Here is a 20107-nt window from a genome sequence, read left to right as displayed (position 1 = left end):
GCAGTTCAGGGCGGGTGTCGTGCCCGGTCGGCGCAAAACGTGCCGACCGTCGCATTATGAATAAACCGCGCGCTTGTTACAAAGGCTGTTTGTTCGCGTTTCCTGGCAGGCTCAACAGCAGCCATGCCAGCAACAGATAGGCCGGTATCAGCAGCACGTGAAACAGGTCGATACGGCGCAGCGGTCCAATCACGCCCTCGGTGCCGACCGCCAGGCCGGCCATCAGGAACAATCCCACCACAACAGCTGCGCTGATCGCTGGCGCCCGGCGCGGCCATTGGACTGCGCCGGCATAGAGAATCAGCACCAGCGTGGCCAGGTTCAGCGCCAGGCGGTAGTCCTCCAGGTAGCCCATCTGGCGGAACAGCTCGAAGAAGGCGCACAGGCCGAGGACGATGCGCCCCCAGTTCGGCCGACTCCAGGCCCAGCCGCGCCCCAGCGCCAGTGCCGCGGCGCCGAGCAAAGGCAGGCCGAGAAAGCTGCTGGCCTGGGTGAGCCACAAATGCGCGGCCTGCCAGCTCGGATCGAAGCCGTAGCGAATCACGCCAACGCCGGCCGCCGCAGCCGGCAGTAGAAAGCCGAGCAGGGCGCAGAACAGCGCCGGCTGATCGCCCTCGCCGTAGCGCCTGCGCGCCCGGCCGATCCATACGACGCAGGCGGCGCACGCCAGGGCCAGTAGCGCATCACTGAAGGCGGTGCTGTATTGCATCAGGCTTTTTTCAGCTCGGCGAAGGCGCGTTCGGCGGCGACGAAGGTGATCTCCAGCTCCTTTTCGCCATGGGCGATGGAGGTGAAGCCCGCTTCGAAGGCGCTCGGCGCCAGGTACACGCCACCCTCCAGCATCAGGTGGAAGAAGCGGTTGAAGCGCGCGCTGTCGCTGGCCATCACGTCGGCGAAGGTGACGATATCGTCGGCGCCGCTGAAGTACAGGCCGAACATCGCACCAGCCTGAGTGGTGACGAAGGGAATGCCGGCGGCATCGGCACGCTGTTGCAGGCCGTCGAGCATGCGCGTGGTGTAGTCGGTCAGCTCGGCGTGGAAGCCGGGACGGCTGATCAGCTTCAGCGTGGTCAGACCGGCGGCCATGGCCAGCGGGTTACCCGACAGGGTGCCGGCCTGGTAGACCGGGCCGAGCGGGGCGATGCATTCCATGATCGCGCGCTTGCCGCCGAAGCAGCCGACCGGCATGCCGCCACCGATGATCTTGCCGAAGGTGGTCAGGTCCGGGGTGACGCCGTAGTGCGCCTGTGCGCCGCCAAGGGCGACGCGAAAACCGGTCATCACCTCGTCGAAGATCAGCACCACGCCGTGCTTGTCGCACTGCTCGCGCAGGCCTTCGAGGAAACCCGGTGCCGGCGGTACGCAGTTCATGTTGCCGGCCACCGGCTCGACAATGATGCACGCCACTTCCTTACCCACCTGCGCCAGGCATTCGGCCACGGCGTCGATGTCGTTGAACGGCAGGGTCAGGGTGTGCTTGGCGAAGGCTGCCGGTACGCCCGCGGAGTTCGGCACGCCCTGGGTCAGGGCGCCGGAGCCGGCCTTGACCAGCAGGCTGTCGGAGTGACCGTGGTAGCAGCCTTCGAACTTGATGATGCTGTCGCGGCCGGTGTAGCCGCGGGCCAGGCGGATGGCGCTCATGGTCGCCTCGGTGCCGGAGCTGACCATGCGCACCATCTCCATCGACGGCACCAGCGAGCAGACCAGCTCGGCCATCTCGGTTTCCAGCGCGGTCGGCGCGCCGTAGGACAGGCCGTGCTCCAACTGGCGGCGCACGGACTCGAGCACGTCCGGATGGCTGTGGCCGAGAATCATCGGGCCCCAGGAGCCAACATAGTCGACATAGCGCTTGTCATCCTCGTCCGTCACATAGGCGCCTTCGGCGTGCTTGAAGAACAGCGGCGTGCCGCCAACGCTGCGGAAGGCGCGCACTGGCGAGTTGACGCCGCCGGGGATGTGCTTCTGGGCGTTGGCGAAGAGGATTTCGGAGCGGGACATGGCAGGTTCTCTCTGAAAGGATCAATCGAACAGCGCGGCGAAGGCGCGGGCGCGGTCTTGCACCTCGAGGGCGGAGTCCGCGGCGAAAAGGGCGTGGATCACGGCCACCATGCTGGCGCCACGGGCGATCAGGCCGGGTGCGGTTTCCTGGGTCACGCCGCCGATGGCGACGATGGGCTGGGCAAAGCGCGTGCAGGCCTGATCCAGCAACTCCACGGTGGCGGCCGGGGCGCCGGGCTTGGTGTTGGAGTTGAAGAAACGGCCAAAGGCGATATAGCTGGCGCCTTCGGCGACGGCACGCTCGGCCAGTTCCAGCTGGGCATGGCAGGTGCCGCCGATCACGACATCTGCGCCGAGGCGGGCGCGGGCGGCGGCCAGCGAACCGTCGGTCTGGCCCAGATGCAGGCCGACGCCCAGGCGCGCAGCCAGTTCCAGGTCATCGTTGATGATCAACGTAGCTCCATGGCGTTGGCACAGCTCGGCCAGGGCCTGCGCTTCATCGAAACGGCGCAGCGCATCGGCGGATTTGTCGCGGTACTGCAGTAGGCGCGCACCGCCAATCAGCGCCGCTTCGGCGTAGGGCAGCAGCTTGCCACCGGCCAGCAGCGGTGTGTCGGTGATGGCGTAGAGGCCGCGAAGATTCACGAGCAGAAATCCAGCGGCAGGCGGCGCGGCACGTACTGGCCGTGGCCGGGTTCTTCGGCGTCGCGCAGGGTGCGCCAGGTGTAGTCCAGGGCACTCTTCACAGCGCTGACCAGCTCTTCACCCAGCGCCAGTCGGCCGGCCAGGGTGCTGGCCAGGGTGCAGCCGGAGCCGTGATAGCTGCCGGGCAGGCGCGCGCAGGTGAAGGTGTGGCGGCTGCCGTCACGGCTGTACAGGCGGTTGTGCACCTCGACCTCGTCGCCATGACCGCCGGTGATCAGCAGGTGCTCGATGAAGGGCAGCAGCTTCTCGGCGCATTCGTCGGCACTGCCCTCCGGCAGATCGGCGAGGATGCGCGCCTCCGGCAGGTTCGGCGTGGCGATGGTAGACACGGCGAACAGCCGTTCACGCATGGCGTAGCCGACGTCGTTCTTGCCCAGCGAACCGCCGCCGCCGGCACGCAGCACCGGATCGCAGACCAGCGGTACGCCCGGCAGCTGGCTCATCACTTCGAGCACGTTCTCGACCATTTCCACCGAGCCGAGCATGCCCAGTTTGACGGCGGCCACGGGCATGTCGGCGATCACGGCGCGGGCCTGGGCCAGCACCCAGTCGCGATCGAGCACACGGAAATCGGTGACGTTGACGGTATCCTGCACGGTCAGGGCGGTCACCGTCGGGGCGGCGTGGCAGCCTTGAGCCAGCAGGGCTTCGATATCGGCCTGCAGGCCGGCACCACCGCTGGGGTCGTGACCGGACATGCACAGCACTACGGGGCGGGAGTTTGGCGTTTTCATGGTGCGCGAGCTTATCACTAACCACCCGTCAGACGCTGCATGGCATGGCGCTGGGTTTGTCGTCCGGATTGGCCTTGGCCAGCCGGTAAATGGCATCATGCGCGCCCTGCCGCCTTGCCCGACTGCCTCCGATGACGTTGCGTACCTGCCTGATCATGATGACCGCCCTGGCGGTGATCACCGACAACCTGATCATTCCTTTCTATCCGCAGTACTTCGCCGAGCGCTTCGGCAACCCGCCTGAGCAGCATGTCGGCCTTTACCTGGCGGTGGTCAGCCTGGTGGTGATGTCGGTGTTCCCGCTTTGGGCGCGTCTGGCCAAGCGCGTGCATCCGGTGCGCATCCTGATCAGCGCGCAGCTGATGGCCGGCAGCCTGACCGCTGCCTGCTATTTCATCGACTCGCTGCCGCTGTTCTGGGTGGTGTCGCTGCTGATGGTGGTATTCAAGGGCAGCTACCTGTTGATGTATCCCTACGTGATGAGCCTGCAGCAGCAGGACAACCACACCCAGACCATCGGCACGCTGTCGGTGGTGGTGCACTTCGGCGCCATCCTCGGCGCCGCGCTGGGCGGGCTGATCCTGCAGGTCATGAACATCGGCGACGTGTTTCTGGTCATGGCTGCTGGCGACTTCATCCAGATGGCCATCTGCATGCATCTGGTGCGCGGCTATCTGCCGGCGCCGGGTGAGCAGCCGGCGAGCGAAGACGCGCCGGTAAAGAACGAGGCGCGCAGCCTGCCGGCCATCTATCGCCTGTGCCTGGTGATGTTGCTGTTCTACTTCGTCGGCTACGTCACGCGGCCTTTCTTCGCCGTCTACTGGCAACAGGTAGCACAGTGGAACAGCGAGATGGCCGCCGGCTTCGTCTATGCGCTGCCTGGCGCGGTCGCCGTGGCGGCGCTGTGGTGGGGGCGTCGTGCGACCAAGCAGGGCAATACCCGTGACGGCATTCTTGCCGGTTTGCTGCTGGGCGCGGCGGCGACCTTCATTCAGGGTTTCGGCGACCAGTGGCTGATCCTGCTCGGTCGTGTGCTGTTCGGCTGGGCGCTGTATCAGGTCACCGTGCGCCTCGATGCGTTGCTGTTCGAGCTCAGCTCGCCTGAGCACTACGCCGTGGACTTCAGCAAGATCAACATCTTCCAGTGCCTGGGTAACATGGGCTCGGCCTATGGCGCGGGGCTGCTGGTCAGCCATTACGGCCAGGCCATGCCGTTCTGGGTCGGCGCTGCCGGCCTGCTGGTGACTGCGGCGCTGTTCCCGTTGCTGGTGCGCAAACCCAGGTCGGCGTAAGACTTTTAGTGGCGAATGATAATTTGATGCAGGTGTGTATCGATGATTAAATTCGCCCTTCGCCGCTGCCGTCGTCCGGGTTCACCGCGATGCAATATCCCCCACGTCCATTGATTCGCCATCGCCTGTCGTGGCCTGCCGCTTTCGGCCGGGCGCGGATTGGTCTGTCCAGGGAGCTGGTGCGAGCATGCTGACGTTGCGCGATATCGTGGTGCGCCGTGGCGAGCGGGTGACGCTGGCGCTGGACGAGCTGCACCTGGAGGGTGATCGCTTCACCGTGATCCTCGGCCACAACGGTTCGGGCAAGTCGACCTTGATGAACTTGCTGGCGCGGCAACTCGAGCCGACCCGGGGTTCGTTGCAGCTCGACGACAAGCCCTTGCAGCGCTTCTCCGATCGCGATTTCGCCCGGCGCGTGGCCTTCCTGCCGCAGCATCTGCCCGATGTCGCCGGCCTGACCGTGCGTGAGCTGGTGCGCCTGGGGCGCTTTCCCTGGCGCGGGCTGCTCGGGCGCTGGCGCGCCGAGGATCATGCCGCCATCGACCAGGCGCTGGCGCAGACCGATGTCGCCCATTACGCCGACCACCTGGCGGACAGCCTATCCGGCGGCGAGCGCCAGCGGGCCTGGATCGCCATGCTGCTGGCCCAGCAATCGCCGCTGCTGTTGCTCGACGAGCCGACCTCGGCGCTGGATCTGGCCCACCAGTACGAACTGATGGGCCTGTTGCGCCAGCTCAACCGTGACAGCGGGCGCGGCGTGGTAGCCATCCTCCATGACATCAACCTGACCGCGCGGCATGCCGACCGGGTGATCGCCCTCAAGCAGGGGCGCATCTTCTTCGACGGCAGCCCGGACGAGTTGCTCAGTGGGCCGCTGCTCAGCCAGCTTTACGAAATCGACATCCAGCTGATCGAGCAGCCCGGCAGCGCACGCAAGATCGCCGTGGTGGCCTGAGCATGTCGGCCGTTTCGGCGCCGTCACGCCATCTCCTGACACTTTTCCTGTTATTGCCTCTGGCGCTGCTGCATCTTTGGCTGGCAGCGGACCTCGACCCGCTCGAACTCTGGGCCATGCTCGGCGCTGCGGGGCAGAGCTTCGAGAGCCTGCAATTGCAGTTGTCGGCGTTACCAAGGCTGAGTATGGCCATGCTGGTGGGCGCCGCGTTGGGGCTGTCCGGCAGCCTGTTGCAGCAGATCACGCAGAATCGCCTGGTTTCGCCGATGACCATCGGCGCGTCGTCCGGTGCCTGGCTCGGCCTGGTGCTGGCGACCCTGCTGGTGCCGGCCTTTGCTGCCAGCCACGGCCAGTGGGCGGCACTCGGCGGGGCGCTGGCGGCGGTCGGCCTGGTGCTGCTGATCGCCGGGCGCAGCGGCATCGGCGGCCTGCCGCTGGTGCTTGGCGGCATGGCGATGAACTTGCTGCTCGGCGCACTGGCCGCCGGGCTGGTGCTGATAAACAACCAGTACACCCAGGGCCTGTTCGTCTGGGGCGCAGGGGATTTGGCGCAGATCGACTGGCACTGGGTGCAGTGGTTGTGGCCCAAGCTGCTGCTGGCCGTACCGCTGCTGATCCTCGCGCCACGACCGTTGAGCCTGTTGCAGCTGGGCGGCGAGGCAGCCCAGGGGCGCGGGCTGGCCCTGTGGCCGGTGATGCTGGCGCTGTTTCTGGCCGCGCTGTGGTTGTGCGCGGTGTCGATCACCGCGGTCGGCCTGATCGGTTTCATCGGCCTGCTCACGCCCAATCTGGCAAAGATGCTGGGTGCCCGCACGGCGCGCGATGAGCTGGCCTACAGCGCGCTGCTCGGTGCCGTTTTGCTGCTGACCACAGACGCTCTGGCGCTGCTGGCCAATCAGCTCAGCGGCCAGCTGGTGCCCAGCGGTGCGGCGGCAGCGCTGATCGGCGCCCCGGTGCTGTTGTGGCTGGCGCGTCGGCATCTGGCGGCCGAGGACCCGCATGGCTTGCAACTGCCCGCCGGCGCCGAGGGCTTTGGCTGGCGCGGTGCGCTGTGGGTCGGGCTGCTGGCTGCAGTGGCGCTGACATTGGCTCTGGGGCTTGCACGCGGCCTCGATGGCTGGCGCCTGGAATGGCCGTCGGCACTGGTCTGGTCGCTGCGCTGGCCGCGCGTGCTCACCGCCGCTTCGGCCGGTGCCGGGTTGGCGATTTCCGGCCTGCTGTTGCAACGCCTGCTGCGTAACCCGCTGGCCAGCCCGGATATCCTCGGCCTGTCGGCCGGTGCCACGCTGGCCGTGATGCTGGCGCTGATTCTGTTCGGTGGTGCGGTGTTCGGCGCGGTCGCACCGCTGGCGGCGTTCATCGGCAGCCTGGTGGTGCTGGCGGTGTTGATGCTGCTGGGCCGACGACACCATTATTCGCCGGCATTGATGGCGCTGCTGGGGATTTCCCTGGGGGCGCTGCTCAACGCCGCGCTGCAGTTCGTGCTGGCCAAAGGCACTGGAGATTCCTTCGCGCTGCTCGGCTGGCTGGCCGGCTCCACTTACCGAGCCACGCCGGCGCAGGCGCTGTGGCTGACCCTCGGCGTGCTGCTGTTCGGCGCGTCGGCATTGGTGTTCCACCGCGCGCTGACGCTGATCGGCATCGGCGATGGGGTTGCCGCCAGCCGCGGCCTCAATGTGCCGCGGCTGCGTCTGGCGCTGCTGGTGCTGGTGGCGCTGCTCTGCGCGCTGGTCACCAGCCTGCTCGGGCCGGTGGCATTCCTCGGTTTGCTGGCGCCGCATATCGCGGTGATGCTCGGGGCGCGCCGCGTGGCGCCGCAATTATTGCTCGCCTCTGCGCTGGGCGCGGTGCTGATGTTGCTGGCTGACTGGGGCGGGCGCACGCTGATCTTCCCCCTACAGATTCCGGTGGGCATCGTCGCCTCGGTGCTGTGCGGCGGGTATTTCGTTTTTCTCCTGATACGCGGGAGGCTGGGATGAGGCAGTGGCTGCTGGGCGCGTTGCTGCTCTGGTTGGCACCGGCCTGGGCCGGCGACGTGCCACGTGTGGCTGCACTGAGCTGGGAGGCCACCGAGCACCTGCTGATGCTCGACGTGACGCCGCTGGCCGTGGCCGATGCTGGCGACTACCGCGCCTGGGTGGTGCGGCCGACGCTGCCTGACCAGGTGCCATCGGTCGGCTCGCGCCTGGAGCCCAACCTCGAGTTGCTGGCCGAACTGCAGCCGCAGCTGATCGTCATTCCGCCCTTGCTCGAAGACATCCGGCCACTGCTCGAACGCATCGCGCCGGTCCAGGTGTACCAGGGCTTCAGCCAGCAGCACGACAACCTGCAGGCGCAGCGAGAAGCCTTTCTCGACCTGGCGCGTGCACTCGGGCGCGAGGCATTGGCCGAACAGCGCCTGCAGGCCATGGAGGCCGAGCTGGCGCAGTGGCGCAAGCGCTTGCAGGCTCACTATGGCGAGCGCCTGCCGGCGGTCACGGTGATCCGCTTCTCGTCGCCGACGGCGGCCTTCATCAACGGCCCCAACTCCATGCCGCAGCACGCGCTGACGTTGCTTGGCCTGCAGCCGGCGATGCAGCTGGCACCGAGCCCTTGGGGCATCACCCAGGTGCCGATCACCGCACTGGGGCGCATCGAGCAGGGCGTGGTGCTGCATATCGAACCCTTCGCCCAGGAGGCGCAGCTGTTCGCCTCGCCGTTGTGGCAGGCGATGCCCTTCGTGCGCGAGCGGCGCTTCGCCGGGATGCCCTCGACCTGGACCTATGGCGGGGTATTTTCCCTGCAGTACCTGGCCGAGGCCATTGGCCAGGCAATGCTCAAACTGCCGCCTGAATCTGGCAAAGCGCCACGCCAGCCCCTAGAGTAGGGCGATTCGAATACAAGTCTGCCGTGCGTGACGACATCATCGATGGGGTAATGGGGTCCCGATGTCGTTCGACAGGGCTCGTGGGGTCGTATGCACCGGCTGCTCCTGCTCTTCTTGAGCCTCGTTTTCTGCTCGTTCGCGAGCGCCGTTACCTTCGACGAACAGATGCGCATGCTGCCATTGGGGCAGAGCATGTACGTGTTCGAGGACGTGCGCGGCGACGCCAGCATCGACGACGTCGCCTCGCCGGCCGTGCAGGGCAGCTTCCGCCTGCATGACAAGCCCGTACTCAACGCCGGTTATTCGCGTTCGGTGTTCTGGTTGCGCCTGGATTTTGAATATCGCCCCGTGCAGGCGAAGGGTGACCGAAACTGGCTGCTGGAGTTGGCCTACCCGCCGCTCGATCATCTCGAGCTCTATCTCCCCGCCAGGGACGGTCGCTTCGCCCTGGCGCAGCGCACCGGCGATGCGTTGCCGTTCGACAGCCGGCAGATCCGCCAGAACAACTATCTGTTCGAATTGAACCTGGAGCCGGGGCAGGTCAAGCGCATCTACCTACGCCTGGAAAGCCAGGGGTCGATCCAGGCGCCGCTGACCTTGTGGGCGCCCAACGCTTATCTGGAGGAGCAGCCCGGGCGCATCTACATGCTCGGCATCATCTACGGCGTGCTGCTGGTGATGCTGGTGTACAACCTGTTCATCTTCCTCAGCGTGCGCGACACCAGCTACCTCTATTACATTCTCTACATCGCCTCGTTCGGCCTTTATCAGGTATCGGTCAACGGTGCCGGCATCGAGTTCTTCTGGCCCAACAGCCCGTGGTGGGCCAACGCCGCGACGCCTTTTTTGATCGGCTCGGCGGCCCTGTTCGGCTGCCAGTTCGCGCGCAGCTTCCTGCATACCGCCGAGCACAGCCCCTGGGTCGATCGCCTGCTGCTGCTGCTCATGGCCTGCGGCGCCGGGGTGATGATCCTGGCGCTGTGCATCAGTTATGCAACGGCGTTGCGCCTGGCCACCTACCTGGCATTGCTGTTCACCGTGGCGATCTTCGCTGCCGGTATCCTCGCCTGGCTGCGCGGCATGCGCGTGGCGCGCTACTTCATCTTTGCCTGGACGGCCTTCCTCGTCGGCGGCATCGTCAACACGCTGATGGTGCTGGGCTATCTGCCCAACGTCTTTCTCACCATGTACGCCAGCCAGATCGGCTCGGCGCTGGAGGTCAGCCTACTGTCGCTGGCGCTGGCCGATCGCATCAACGCGATGAAGGAAGAGCGCGCGCGCATCCTCCAGGAGGCCGGGCGCAAGCTCGAGGAACTGAACCAGGAGCTGGCCGACAGCAACCGCTTCAAGGACGAGTTCCTCGCCACCGTGACCCATGAGCTACGCACGCCGATGAACGGCGTGATCGGCTCGCTGGAGCTGATGCAGACGGTGAAGATGGATGTCGAGCTGGAGCAGTACCAAAAGACTGCCGCCACATCGGCGCGCGACATGATGCGCATGGTTAATGACATCCTCGCCCTGACCGAGCTGCAGGCCGGCAAGCTCTATCCGCGGCGTGAGGCGTTCAGCCTGCGCGGCCTGTTCGACGGCCTGCGTGCGCAATACGCGCCGCGTGCCGAGGACAAGGGGCTGAGCTTCACCCTGGAGCTTGAGGACAACCTGCCCGACACCCTGGAGGGCGACGCCACCAAGCTGGCTCAGGCCCTGGGCTATCTGCTGGACAACGCCATCAAGTTCACCAGCGAGGGGGGCGTGGCGCTGCAGGTCGGGCGTGCAGGCAGCCAGGGCAGTCATCTGCCGCTGAGCGTGGTGGTCAGCGATAGTGGCATCGGCTTCGTCCAGGGCGAGGGCGACCTGTATCAACGTTTCCACCAACTTGACGGCTCCATGACCCGCAAGTACGGCGGCCTGGGCATCGGCCTGGCGATCTGCCGGCAACTGGTCGATCTGCTTGGCGGTAGTCTCAGCCACGAGTCGCAGCCCGATGTCGGCAGCCGCTTTCGCCTCAACGTGCCGCTGACGCTTCCGGAGCAGCAGGCGATGCCGGTCGCGCGCCCCCAGCGCTTGCCGAGTGGCATCGCGCTGCGTCAGGCGCAGCAGTGCACGGTGCTGATCGTCGAGGACAACGCGATCAACCAGTTGGTGACGCGCGGCATGCTGCTCAAACTGGGCTACCGCGTGCGCACCGCCGACAACGGGGCCGAGGCGCTGGAGCTGCTGCGCGGTGAAAGCGTCGATGCCGTGCTGCTGGACTGCCAGATGCCGGTGATGGATGGCTTCGCCACCTGCCGCGCGATTCGTGCGCTTCCCGGTTGTGACGAGCTGCCGGTGCTGGCGATTACCGCGCACAGCCACAGCGGTGACCGCGAGCGCTGCCTGGCCGCGGGCATGAGCGATTACCTGGCCAAGCCGGTCAAGTTCGACGAGCTGCGCGTGCTGCTGCATGACTGGGTGCTGTGCAGGCCGCCCGCCGTCTCCTAGCGCTGGGCCTGCGTAGGGCGGGTGCAACCCGCATGAAGGCTATGCCGGTCTGTTAGTGGCCGATGTCTACGGTCGTTGCACTAGGTACTTGTGCCTGGCCACGACAAGTCCTTCCGCGCTATCGACGGCTTTGGCTCAACCTGTCTAGCGATGTCCGTTCGGCCGCAGATTTGGCCGGATCGTCCCTTTAGCCATGATCTGAATCCTGGTTCACTGTTTGGCAATGAATCAGGATTCAGACCATGGCCTACCGCATCACCGAAGCGCGAATCGACCGCGACCAGGCGCAGCGCCAGCGCATTCTCGGCTGCGCGCTGGAGCGGGTCAGCGCCGGTGGTTTCGCGGCCCTGACCATGCAGGCGCTGGCCGACGACGTTGGTATCGCCACCGGCAGCCTGTACCGCCATTTTCGCAGCAAGGGCGAGCTGGCCGCCGAAGTCTTCGCCGCGGCCAGTCAGCGCGAAGTGGATGCCCTGGCTGCCGCCTTGCGCGGGCCGGGCAGCGCCAGCGAGCGCCTGCGCCTCGGCCTGGAGCAATTCGCCGCCCGCGCCTGGCATAGCCGCCGTCTGGCCTTCGCGTTGATCGCCGAGCCGGTCGATCCCGAAGTCGACGAGCAGCGCCTGCTCTATCGCGAAGCCTACGCCGAACTGTTCAGCGACCTGCTGGAGGAGGGCGCCGGAGCCGGCGAGTTTCGCGTCGAGCCGATCGGCCTGGTGGCGGCCTGTCTGGTTGGCGCTATTGCCGAGGCCCTGGTCGGGCCACTTTCACCGCCTGCTCGCGCCGCGCGCGAAGCGGGTAAACCCACTCTGGAGCTGGCGCAGGTCAGCGCCAGCCTTGCCACCTTCTGCCTGCGCGCCGTCGGCGCCGAGGAGCCCACGCGATGAGACCCAGCCTGCACGCCGAAACCCATGAGGTGTTCAACCAGGTGCCGAGCCTGGACGGCGCCAACCTCTATCGCCTCGACTTGCCGCTGCAGGAATGGGTTCGCCGCTATGACGGCGCCTGGGCGGACGAACGCCTGAGCGCCTATGGTGCGCTGGCTGGCGGTGCCCTGATGCAGGCCGGCTTTCTCGCCAACGAGAACAAGCCGGTGTTCAAGAGTCATGATCGCTACGGCAATCGCATCGACCTGGTCGAATTCCATCCGGCCTATCACGAGCTGATGCGTGCGGCGGTCGAGCACGGCCTGCCGTCGCTGCCCTGGACCGATCCGCGTGCCGGCGCCCATGTCGCCCGTGCTGGTCTCACCTACCTGCACAGCCAGGCCGAAGCGGCCAGCGGCTGCCCGCTGACCATGACCTTTGCCGCGGTGCCCGCCATTCGCCTGCAGCCCAACGTGGCCGAGCAGTGGCTGCCGAAGATCCTCGCTACCGAATACGACCCGCGCAACCTGCCGATGGAGCAGAAGACCGGCGTCACCATCGGCATGGCCATGACCGAGAAGCAGGGCGGCACCGACGTGCGCGCCAACACCACTCGTGCCTATCCCATCGGTCTCGGCGGGCCGGGGCAGGGCTACGAGCTGGTCGGCCACAAGTGGTTCTGCTCGGCGCCGATGTGCGACGCCTTCCTCACCCTGGCCTACACCGACAAGGGGCTGTCGTGCTTCCTGCTGCCGCGCCACCGCCCGGACGGCACGCGCAACGCGTTCTACATCCAGCGCCTGAAGAACAAGCTGGGCAACTGGGCCAACGCCTCCAGCGAAGTAGAATACCGCGGCGCCTTCGCCTGGATGCTCGGCGAGGAAGGGCGCGGCGTGCCGACCATCATCGAGATGGTGGCCATGACCCGTTTCGACTGCATGGTCGGTTCCAGCAGCCTGATGCGCCAGGCGCTGACCCAGGCCGCGCACCACTGCGCGCATCGCCAGGTGGGCGGCAAGATCCTCGCCGACCAGCCGCTGATGCAGAACGTGCTGGCCGACCTGGCGCTGGAGAGCGAAGCCGCGTTGGCGCTGTGCATGCGCATGGGTCGCGCGCTCGACCATCAGCATGACGAGCTGGAAGACAAGTTCGCCCGCCTGGTCACCGCGGTGGGCAAGTACTGGATCTGCAAGCGCGCGCCGGAAATGATCTACGAGGCCAGCGAGTGCATGGGCGGCGCCGGTTACGTCGAGGAAACCATCCTGCCGCGCCTGTACCGCGAAGCGCCGGTCAACTCGATCTGGGAAGGCTCCGGCAACGTGCAATGCCTGGACGTGCTGCGCGCGTTGTCCAAGGAGCCGGGCGTGCTCGACGCACTGTTCACTGAATTGGGCGACGGCCATGGTGATGCCCGTCTCAAGGCGCATATCCAACGGTTGAAAGCCGATTTTGCCGATACCGCCGACATCCAATACCGCGCCCGCCAGCTCACCGAAGACGTGGCCGTGGCATTGCAGGCCAAGCTGCTGCTGGAGGCGGGCAACAGCGTGGTCAGCGACGCCTTTATCGCCAGCCGCCTGGAAGGCCGCGGCCGGGTCTACGGCACCCTCCCGCGCGGCGTCGACGTCGACGCGCTGCTGGCGCGCAGCACGCCACATCTGCTTTGATGTGGCTGCGATCTTTAACAAGAAAAAGTTGGTAGATTTTTAGTGGCTGATTTTTCCCTTTGGGAACAATTGGTTACGCTAAGAGTGTTCCCCGCGCCAGCGGGGATGAACCGGCCTATGCCGCGATTGTGCTGGAGCGTGCTACGAGTTCCCCGCGCCAGCGGGGATGAGCTAGCGCAGTGGCCGCATATCGCTGATTGACCGCGGGTGTTTTCTGCATGCGCGAGGAGGGCTCAGCGATCAGTCTGGCCCGCTGTTTTTTAGCCAGACGGGCGAGTAATCTGGCGGCCGATGGTTCTGCGTTCACAGTCGTGACGCGGATGAAAAGGGAACAGGGTGCGGCGAATTTCGCCAATGCCCTGGCTGCCCCCGCAACTGTAAGCGGCGAACGATGCCCGGATGCCACTGACTTCGGTCGGGAAGGCGGGCGAAGTGCCAAGCCGTGAGCCAGGAGACCTGCCATCGGCAACGGGCGTTTCGCCCATCCTTCATCCGAATCGTCGCGCGGTGGGCGCGGCAAAGGAACTCGCATGCATATCGAACCGGGCGTCGTCGAAGGCGCCAAGATCCTACTCAGCTACGCAACAGCCGTCACCGCTTTTGGCCTGACCGCCAAACTCGCTCTGGACAGTGTCCGCAACAACGGTGGTGCTGCCGCCCTGGCGCTGCGCAGCCTGCTGACCACCGCGCTGGTATACTGCTTCTTCGAGGTGTTCCCGCATCATCCGGTGGGCGTTTCCGAAGTACACCTGATCCTCGGCTCGACCCTGCTGCTGCTGTTCGGCGCCGGTGCCGCAGCCATTGGCCTGGCTGCGGGCCTGCTGTTGCAAGGCTTGTTGTTCGCCCAGTTCGACTTGCCGCAATACGGTATGAACGTCACCACGCTGTTGATCCCGCTGTGGGGCATCAGCCTGCTGGCCAAACGCATCGTCACGCCCGGCACTGCGTACGTCGATCTTTCCTACAAGCAGGCACTGGCGCTGTCGACTGCCTATCAGGGCGGCATCGTCGCCTGGGTCGCGTTCTGGGCTTTCTACGGTCATGGTTTCTCCAGCGAGAACCTGGCAGCCGTGGGCAGCTTCGGCCTGGCCTATATGAGCGTGATCCTGATCGAGCCGCTGATCGACCTGGGCGTGCTGGCCGCAGCCAAGGCGCTGTCGCGTTTCAGCCAGGGTCCGCTGTTCAACGCGCGCCTGCATCAGGCAGCCGCCTGATCGCAGCGTGGCGACCGATTCCCGGTCGCCACGCTATGTTTTGCCACAAGGATGCAGGCAAGATAGGCGCGTACGTTCAGTCAGGAAGATGCGCCGTGAAAGTCTGCTCAGATGATTTCATCATTGCCCACACTCCCGAAGAGGCGGTCGATCGCCTTGCCGCGCTGCACCAGGAAGCCACTGGTGCCCTGAGCCATGCGCTCAAACGTTATCTCAAGGAGCGCATCCGCCCGGATGCCAGCGAGCACTGCCTGTTCCGTTATCCCGAATTGCGCCTGACCTACCTGTGCCAGGGCGAGGTGCCGACCACTGTGCGCGCCTACGCCAAGGTGCAGATTCCGGGCACCTACGCCATCACCGTGACCCAGCCGGCGGCCTTTCGCAAATACCTGCTGGAGCAGCTGCGCCCTTTGATGAACGATTTCACCCTGCGTGTGGAAGTCGGCCGCAGCCAGCAGAACATTCCCTATCCCTACGTGGTCGAGGGGGGTGATGAGCTGGCCGGCAGTGGCGTCACCGCCGCCGAGCTGGCGCGGGTTTTCCCCAGCACCGACCTGTCCGCCGCCACCGATGGTACCGCCGACGGCCTGTATGACTGGGAGAACATCGATCCGCTGCCGCTGGCGCTGTTCGATGCCGCGCGCACCGACTTTTCGCTCAAGCGCATCCAGCACTACACCGGCAGCGACTGGAATCATGTGCAGCCATGGATTTTGCTGACCAACTACCACCGCTACGTCGACCAGTTCATCCGCCATGGCCTGGACATGCTGGTGGGCGACTCGCGCTTCACCCGCATGGTGCTGCCGGGCAACGTGGTGATCGAGCGTGGCATGGCCGAAGGCGAGATGCAGGCGATCATCGAGAACGTGGTCTGGCACCGCTATCAGATGCCGGCCTACCACCTGCAGGCTGATGACGGCCACGGCGTCACCCTGGTCAATATCGGTGTCGGTCCGTCCAACGCCAAGAACATCACCGACCACCTGGCCGTACTGCGCCCGCACTGCTGGTTGATGATCGGCCACTGCGGTGGCCTGCGGCAGTCGCAGACCATCGGCGACTACGTGCTGGCCCACGCCTATATGCGCCGTGACGGCATTCTCGACCGCGTGCTGCCACCGCATATCCCGCTGCCGGCGCTGGCCGAAGTGCAGCAGGCGCTGCAGGAGGCCGCCAAGCTGGTCACCGGTGAAGAGGGCGACGAGTTGAAAAAGCGCCTGCGTACCGGCACCGTGCTGACCTACGACGATCGCAACTGGGAGCTGCGCTGGGCGCAGGAGCGTCCGCTGATCAACCTGTCGCGCGCGGTGGCGGTGGACATGGAGAGCGGCACCATCGCCGCCCAGGGTTATCGCCTGCGGGTACCTTACGGCACGCTGCTGTGCGTGTCGGACAAACCACTGCACAGCGAGATCAAGCTGCCCGGTGCGGCGGGTGCCTTCTATGAGCGCGCAGTGACCCAGCACCTGCATATCGGCATCGCGGCGCTGGAGCTGATGCGCAGCCAGCTCGACTCGCTGCACTCGCGCAAGTTGCGCAGCTTCGACGAGCCGCCGTTCCGCTGAGGCTCTGAAAGAGTGGCGTGGCCTGGCGCACAGTCCGGCCACGCCCTGGCAGTGTCCTGCAGCCCTGTGGTTTACACTCGCGCCCTCATGGATGAACGAGGCGATACGCATGGATCAGGCACGTCTGCTGCTCACGGCGCTGTGGGAACCCTTCAGTTTTTTCAGTCTTTTTCTCTGCACAGCTCTGGCGCTTTTGTTCGGCGCGGTCGCCGGCCTGTGGCTGGCTTTCAAGTTGCACCGATTGGGCTGGCTGGCACGCAATAACCGCTGGCACCACTGGCTGCTGAAACTCTACTTTCTGCTATTGCCGCTGGCCGGAGGTTTCCTCGGCTTCCAGGGTGGGTTGTTGTATGGCAGCCAGCAGCAGATCAATCGCCATCTCGATAGCTACGCGCCCCTGGTGCAGGAACTGGCCGACGACATCTGGAGCGACTTCCAGGCCTATGTCGAGGTGCAGGAGCAGCAGGGGCTATTGGCCGCGCGTGATGTCAGTGTGCAAACGCTGCTCAATCAGCTGGCGCTGGACTATGTGCGTAATGAGCGGCTGCAAGAAGCTGCCGAGCGCGCCGACGCCTCGACTACCGAGCGCATCGCCTTCGACCTGCTCGGCCGGCTGCGTGCCAGTCTGCTGGGCAAGGCGATTGGCGAGATGGCAGTGGAGAAAACCGCCCGTTACAGCGGGCTTAACGAGAAGGTGCTGAATCAGGTGCTGGATGCGCGTATCGAGCAGCTCTTCCACGCCGAGTTCCTTCTCGGCTTGCTCAAGCGGTAGATCAGCCATGTATTCAAACCGTTCTATATCGCCGTGCTGATTCAGCTCGGCCTGCTGCTGGCGCTGATCGCTGCGGAATGGGGCGTTTCGCGCCGGTTACGGCAGACGCCCGGACGGCTGCCTGCCGAGCCTCTGCCGCTGGCCTGAGTCAGGCTGCGGCTGGCGCTTCGTCACGCAGCAGGTCGGCCAGCGCCAGCCGGTCGATATTGGCGCCGCTGAGCACCACCGCCACGCGCTGGCCGGCATTGAGTTCACCCTCCTGCATCAACGCGGCCAGGGCGGCGGCGCCGGCGCCTTCGGCGAGGTTGTGAGTGTCCTCGTGATAGGCGCGGATGGCGGTGCGAATTTCCTCGTCGTCGACCCGTAGGATGCGTGCGGCGCCGGCGCTGATCACGTCCAATGCCAATTGCTGCGGTTGGCGGCAGGCCATGCCGTCGGCCAGTGTCTCGGCGCGTTCGGTCTGCACCAGCCGGCCTTGTTCGAAACTCTGCGCGTAGGCATCGGCGCCACTGGCGACCACGCCGACGATTTCGCTGTCGAGGCCGAGCAGATCGCGGGTGTGGATCATGCCGCAGATGCCCGAACCGAGGCCGATGGGCACATAGACCCGACGCAGATTCGGTACCGCCTCCAGCAGTTCCAGAGCATAGGTGGCCACGCCGCGCACCAGATCCTCATGCAGTGACGGCACCCAGTGCAGGCCATCACGTTCGGCCAGGCGCGCGGCTTCGGCGCGGGCTTCGTCGAAGTCGCGGCCATGCTCGATCACTTCGGCGCCAAGGGCACGCATCGCCGCGTTCTTTTCGCGTGCGTTGCCATGCGGCACCAGGATGCGGATGGTCAGGCCCGCCTGGCGCGCAGCCAGCGCCAGGCTCTGGCCATGGTTGCCGCGGGTGGCGGTGACCAGCCCGCGCACCTGTGGCTCGCGGCGCAGCAGGGCGTCGATATAGACCAGCCCGCCGCGCACCTTGAAGGCGGCAGTGGGTGCATGGTTCTCGTGCTTGACCCAGACCTCGCAGCCGGTGCGCTGCGCCAGCAATGGCCAGCTCAGTTGCGGCGTGGGCGCCATATGGCGGTGAACCAGTGCGGCGCTCTGGCGCAGTTGGGCGAGGTCGAACATGACGGGTACTCCGAGTGGCGTTGACCCCGATGCTAGTGCGGCGCATTGTATGGGTAAATCTTTATATTGCATGGCAAACAATGTGGCTCCCTGACCTGTCCAGCAGCGCTTTGCCCACCTACCTCGCCCTGGTGGAGGCCATCGCCGCTGCCATCGGCCGCGGTGAACTCAAGCCCGGCGAACGCCTGCCGCCGCAGCGGCGCCTGGCCTGGACGCTGGGTATCAACCCGAGCACGGTGATGCTCGCTTACCGCGAGGCGGCGCGTCGGCATCTGGTTTCCGGCGAGGTCGGCCGCGGCACCTACGTGCTGGCCGGTAGCCGCGAGGCGAGCCTGTTCCGCCTCAAGGAGCCGGCCGTGCAGGGCGAGTTGATCGACCTGTCGACCAATGTGCCGGTGCATGACCCGGACAACCGCGACCTGTCCGCCAGCCTCGCCGCGCTGGCTGTGCGCGGCGAGCTGGATGCGCTGCAAGCCTATCCCTCGGCGGCGCTGGTCGAGCGTGCGCATCTGGCCGGTGCAACCTGGCTGCGCCGCCGCGGTCTGGAACTGGCGCCGAACGGCCTGCTGCTCTGCGCTGGCGCCCAGCAGGGTGTGTCAGCGGCCCTGTTGGCGCTGTGCGAGGCGGGCGAGCCTATTCTGGTGGAGCGCTTCACCGCGCCGGGGATCAAGGCAGCCGCGCGCCAGCTGCGCCTGCCGCTGCATGGTGTGGCGATGGACGAGCACGGCATCCTGCCCGACGACCTCGACCGCCAGGCGCGTGCAACTGGCGCTCGTGTCGCGGTGCTTACGCCCTGTCTGCAGAACCCCACCGGCGCCAGTCTGGATGCCGAGCGCCGCGCCGCAATCGCCGTGGTGGCGCGCCGACGCGAGCTGTGGATCGTCGAGGATGACGTCTACGGCGTGCTCGGCAGCGCCGCGCCGCTGGCGGTGCAGGTGCCCGAACGCTGTCTGCTGATCAGCAGCCTGTCCAAGAGCGTGGCCCCGGGCTTGCGCCTGGGCTTTATCGCCGGCGCACCCGAGCTGCTCGAGCGTATCGACCCCGAGGCCCAGGCCACCCGCTGGGCGGTGACGCCGCTGAGCCTGGCGCTGGCCTGCGAATGGGTCGAAAGCGGCGTCGCCGAACGGCGTCTGGCCTGGCAGATCGGAGAATTGCAGCAGCGCTGGCGCCTGGCCGCGCGTGTGCTCGGGCCGCGCATGCCGCAGGGCAGGGCGGTGGCGCCGCACCTGTGGCTGGATGGCGCGCCGCCTGCCGGCCTGGCTGAGGCCTGTCGGCAGCATGGCGTGGAGGTGGTGCCGGCCGAGGTGTTCGCGGTGGAGGCCAATCCGGGGCATGCGGTACGCATCAGCCTCGCTGCAGCAGCCAGCAGAGTCGAACTCAAGCGTGCACTGGAAGGGATAGTCGCAGCCTGGCCTATCGGCTGAGTGTCATATGCAGGATCGGAAAGGGCCTTCCGCCGCCATCCAGTCGTGAGCGATCGGTCACGACGAAACCCAGGTGCTGGTAGAAACCGACGGCCTGCGGATTCTGCTCGTTGACGTCGACCCGCGTGGCGCCCAGCGCGTCGATGGCGTGCTGCATCAGCCGCTTGCCCACGCCCTGGCCGTGGCAGGCTGGGTCGACGAAGAGCATTTCCACCATGCCCTCGGCCGTGCCGAGAAAACCCAGGATTCGCCCCGACTCATCGCGTGCGCAGGTCAGTTGCACGGCCGGGAAATACTGCTCGCGCAGCAGCGGCTTGATCACCTGCAGGTCGCTCTCCGGCAGGAAGTGGTGGGTGGCGCGCACGGCGGCCTCCCAGATTTCCACCAGGTTGGACAGTTCGGCAGGGCTGGGTGTGTCGAGAGTCAGCGGCATGGCGGCGGGCAT

At 66.2% G+C, this 20107-nt stretch carries 17 protein-coding genes and 1 riboswitch; of the genes, 11 read left to right on the top strand and 6 right to left on the bottom strand.

All coding sequences use genetic code 11. The features are described from left to right. Nucleotides 1-76: 76 nt before the first annotated feature. The 4 genes from B3P22_RS15220 to B3P22_RS15205 are packed head-to-tail and all read right to left on the bottom strand — an operon-like array spanning nt 77 to nt 3437. The gene (locus tag B3P22_RS15220; RefSeq protein WP_296271558.1) at nt 77-709 is read right to left on the bottom strand and encodes a DUF6962 family protein; all 633 of its coding nucleotides are present in this window, start codon (nt 707-709) and stop codon (nt 77-79) included. After that, a complete protein-coding gene (gene hemL, locus B3P22_RS15215) occupies nt 709-1998 on the bottom strand; it encodes a glutamate-1-semialdehyde 2,1-aminomutase (protein ID WP_296271557.1) in 1290 nt (429 codons plus the stop codon). The genes B3P22_RS15220 and hemL overlap by 1 nt, the downstream gene beginning before the upstream one ends. 21 nt (nt 1999-2019) lie before the next feature. Then, entirely contained in the window at nt 2020-2643 is a 624-nt protein-coding gene (thiE, locus tag B3P22_RS15210) for a thiamine phosphate synthase (protein WP_296271556.1), read from the bottom strand. Continuing rightward, nucleotides 2640-3437, bottom strand: coding sequence for a hydroxymethylpyrimidine/phosphomethylpyrimidine kinase (locus B3P22_RS15205; RefSeq protein WP_197855486.1), 798 nt, complete (start codon nt 3435-3437; stop codon nt 2640-2642). The genes thiE and B3P22_RS15205 overlap by 4 nt, the downstream gene beginning before the upstream one ends. Nucleotides 3438-3568: 131 nt before the next feature. Here B3P22_RS15205 and B3P22_RS15200 point away from each other — a divergent pair, with 131 nt between their 5' ends. The 10 genes from B3P22_RS15200 to B3P22_RS15155 all read left to right on the top strand — a co-directional run bounded on the left by B3P22_RS15200 (nt 3569) and on the right by B3P22_RS15155 (nt 17118). Next, the gene (locus B3P22_RS15200; RefSeq protein ID WP_296271555.1) at nt 3569-4729 is read left to right on the top strand and encodes an MFS transporter; all 1161 of its coding nucleotides are present in this window, start codon (nt 3569-3571) and stop codon (nt 4727-4729) included. A gap of 187 nt (nt 4730-4916) precedes the next feature. Next, a complete protein-coding gene (locus tag B3P22_RS15195; protein ID WP_296271554.1) occupies nt 4917-5684 on the top strand; it encodes an ABC transporter ATP-binding protein in 768 nt (255 codons plus the stop codon). A 2-nt stretch (nt 5685-5686) separates the two neighbouring features. Next, a complete protein-coding gene (gene fhuB / locus B3P22_RS15190; protein WP_296271553.1) occupies nt 5687-7663 on the top strand; it encodes a Fe(3+)-hydroxamate ABC transporter permease FhuB in 1977 nt (658 codons plus the stop codon). After that, a complete protein-coding gene (locus B3P22_RS15185; RefSeq protein ID WP_296271552.1) occupies nt 7660-8550 on the top strand; it encodes an ABC transporter substrate-binding protein in 891 nt (296 codons plus the stop codon). Before fhuB ends, B3P22_RS15185 begins: the two co-directional genes overlap by 4 nt. A 90-nt stretch (nt 8551-8640) precedes the next feature. Continuing rightward, entirely contained in the window at nt 8641-11034 is a 2394-nt protein-coding gene (locus B3P22_RS15180; protein ID WP_296271551.1) for a hybrid sensor histidine kinase/response regulator, read from the top strand. A gap of 242 nt (nt 11035-11276) precedes the next feature. Then, nucleotides 11277-11918: a TetR/AcrR family transcriptional regulator gene (locus B3P22_RS15175; RefSeq protein WP_296271550.1), complete on the top strand. Its 642-nt coding sequence runs from the start codon at nt 11277-11279 to the stop codon at nt 11916-11918. Further along, a complete protein-coding gene (locus B3P22_RS15170) occupies nt 11915-13564 on the top strand; it encodes an acyl-CoA dehydrogenase family protein (protein ID WP_296271549.1) in 1650 nt (549 codons plus the stop codon). The genes B3P22_RS15175 and B3P22_RS15170 overlap by 4 nt, the downstream gene beginning before the upstream one ends. Nucleotides 13565-13839: 275 nt before the next feature. Next, nucleotides 13840-14042: riboswitch (cobalamin riboswitch) on the top strand. A gap of 52 nt (nt 14043-14094) precedes the next feature. Further along, nucleotides 14095-14778: an energy-coupling factor ABC transporter permease gene (locus B3P22_RS15165; protein ID WP_296271548.1), complete on the top strand. Its 684-nt coding sequence runs from the start codon at nt 14095-14097 to the stop codon at nt 14776-14778. A 95-nt stretch (nt 14779-14873) separates the two neighbouring features. Beyond that, nucleotides 14874-16346, top strand: coding sequence for an AMP nucleosidase (gene amn, locus B3P22_RS15160; protein WP_419096438.1), 1473 nt, complete (start codon nt 14874-14876; stop codon nt 16344-16346). 109 nt (nt 16347-16455) lie between these two features. Beyond that, a complete protein-coding gene (locus tag B3P22_RS15155; RefSeq protein ID WP_296271546.1) occupies nt 16456-17118 on the top strand; it encodes a hypothetical protein in 663 nt (220 codons plus the stop codon). A 148-nt stretch (nt 17119-17266) separates the two neighbouring features. On the opposite strand, the gene B3P22_RS15150 is transcribed toward B3P22_RS15155, so the two are convergent. Beyond that, entirely contained in the window at nt 17267-18238 is a 972-nt protein-coding gene (locus B3P22_RS15150; protein WP_296271545.1) for a threonine dehydratase, read from the bottom strand. Nucleotides 18239-18318: 80 nt separating this feature from the next. Here B3P22_RS15150 and B3P22_RS15145 point away from each other — a divergent pair, with 80 nt between their 5' ends. Continuing rightward, nucleotides 18319-19662 carry a PLP-dependent aminotransferase family protein gene (locus tag B3P22_RS15145; protein WP_296271544.1) on the top strand — a complete coding sequence of 448 codons (1344 nt, stop codon included), beginning with the start codon at nt 18319-18321 and terminating at the stop codon, nt 19660-19662. Here B3P22_RS15145 and B3P22_RS15140 read toward each other — a convergent pair. Beyond that, nucleotides 19652-20095 carry an acetyltransferase gene (locus B3P22_RS15140; protein ID WP_296271543.1) on the bottom strand — a complete coding sequence of 148 codons (444 nt, stop codon included), beginning with the start codon at nt 20093-20095 and terminating at the stop codon, nt 19652-19654. The genes B3P22_RS15145 and B3P22_RS15140 overlap by 11 nt on opposite strands. Between the last annotated feature and the right edge of the window lie 12 nt (nt 20096-20107).

It is taken from the genome of Pseudomonas sp. UBA6323 (assembly GCF_002439135.1).
In the GTDB taxonomy this organism is placed as follows: domain Bacteria; phylum Pseudomonadota; class Gammaproteobacteria; order Pseudomonadales; family Pseudomonadaceae; genus Aquipseudomonas.
This window is presented reverse-complemented; position numbering and strand designations above follow the sequence as displayed.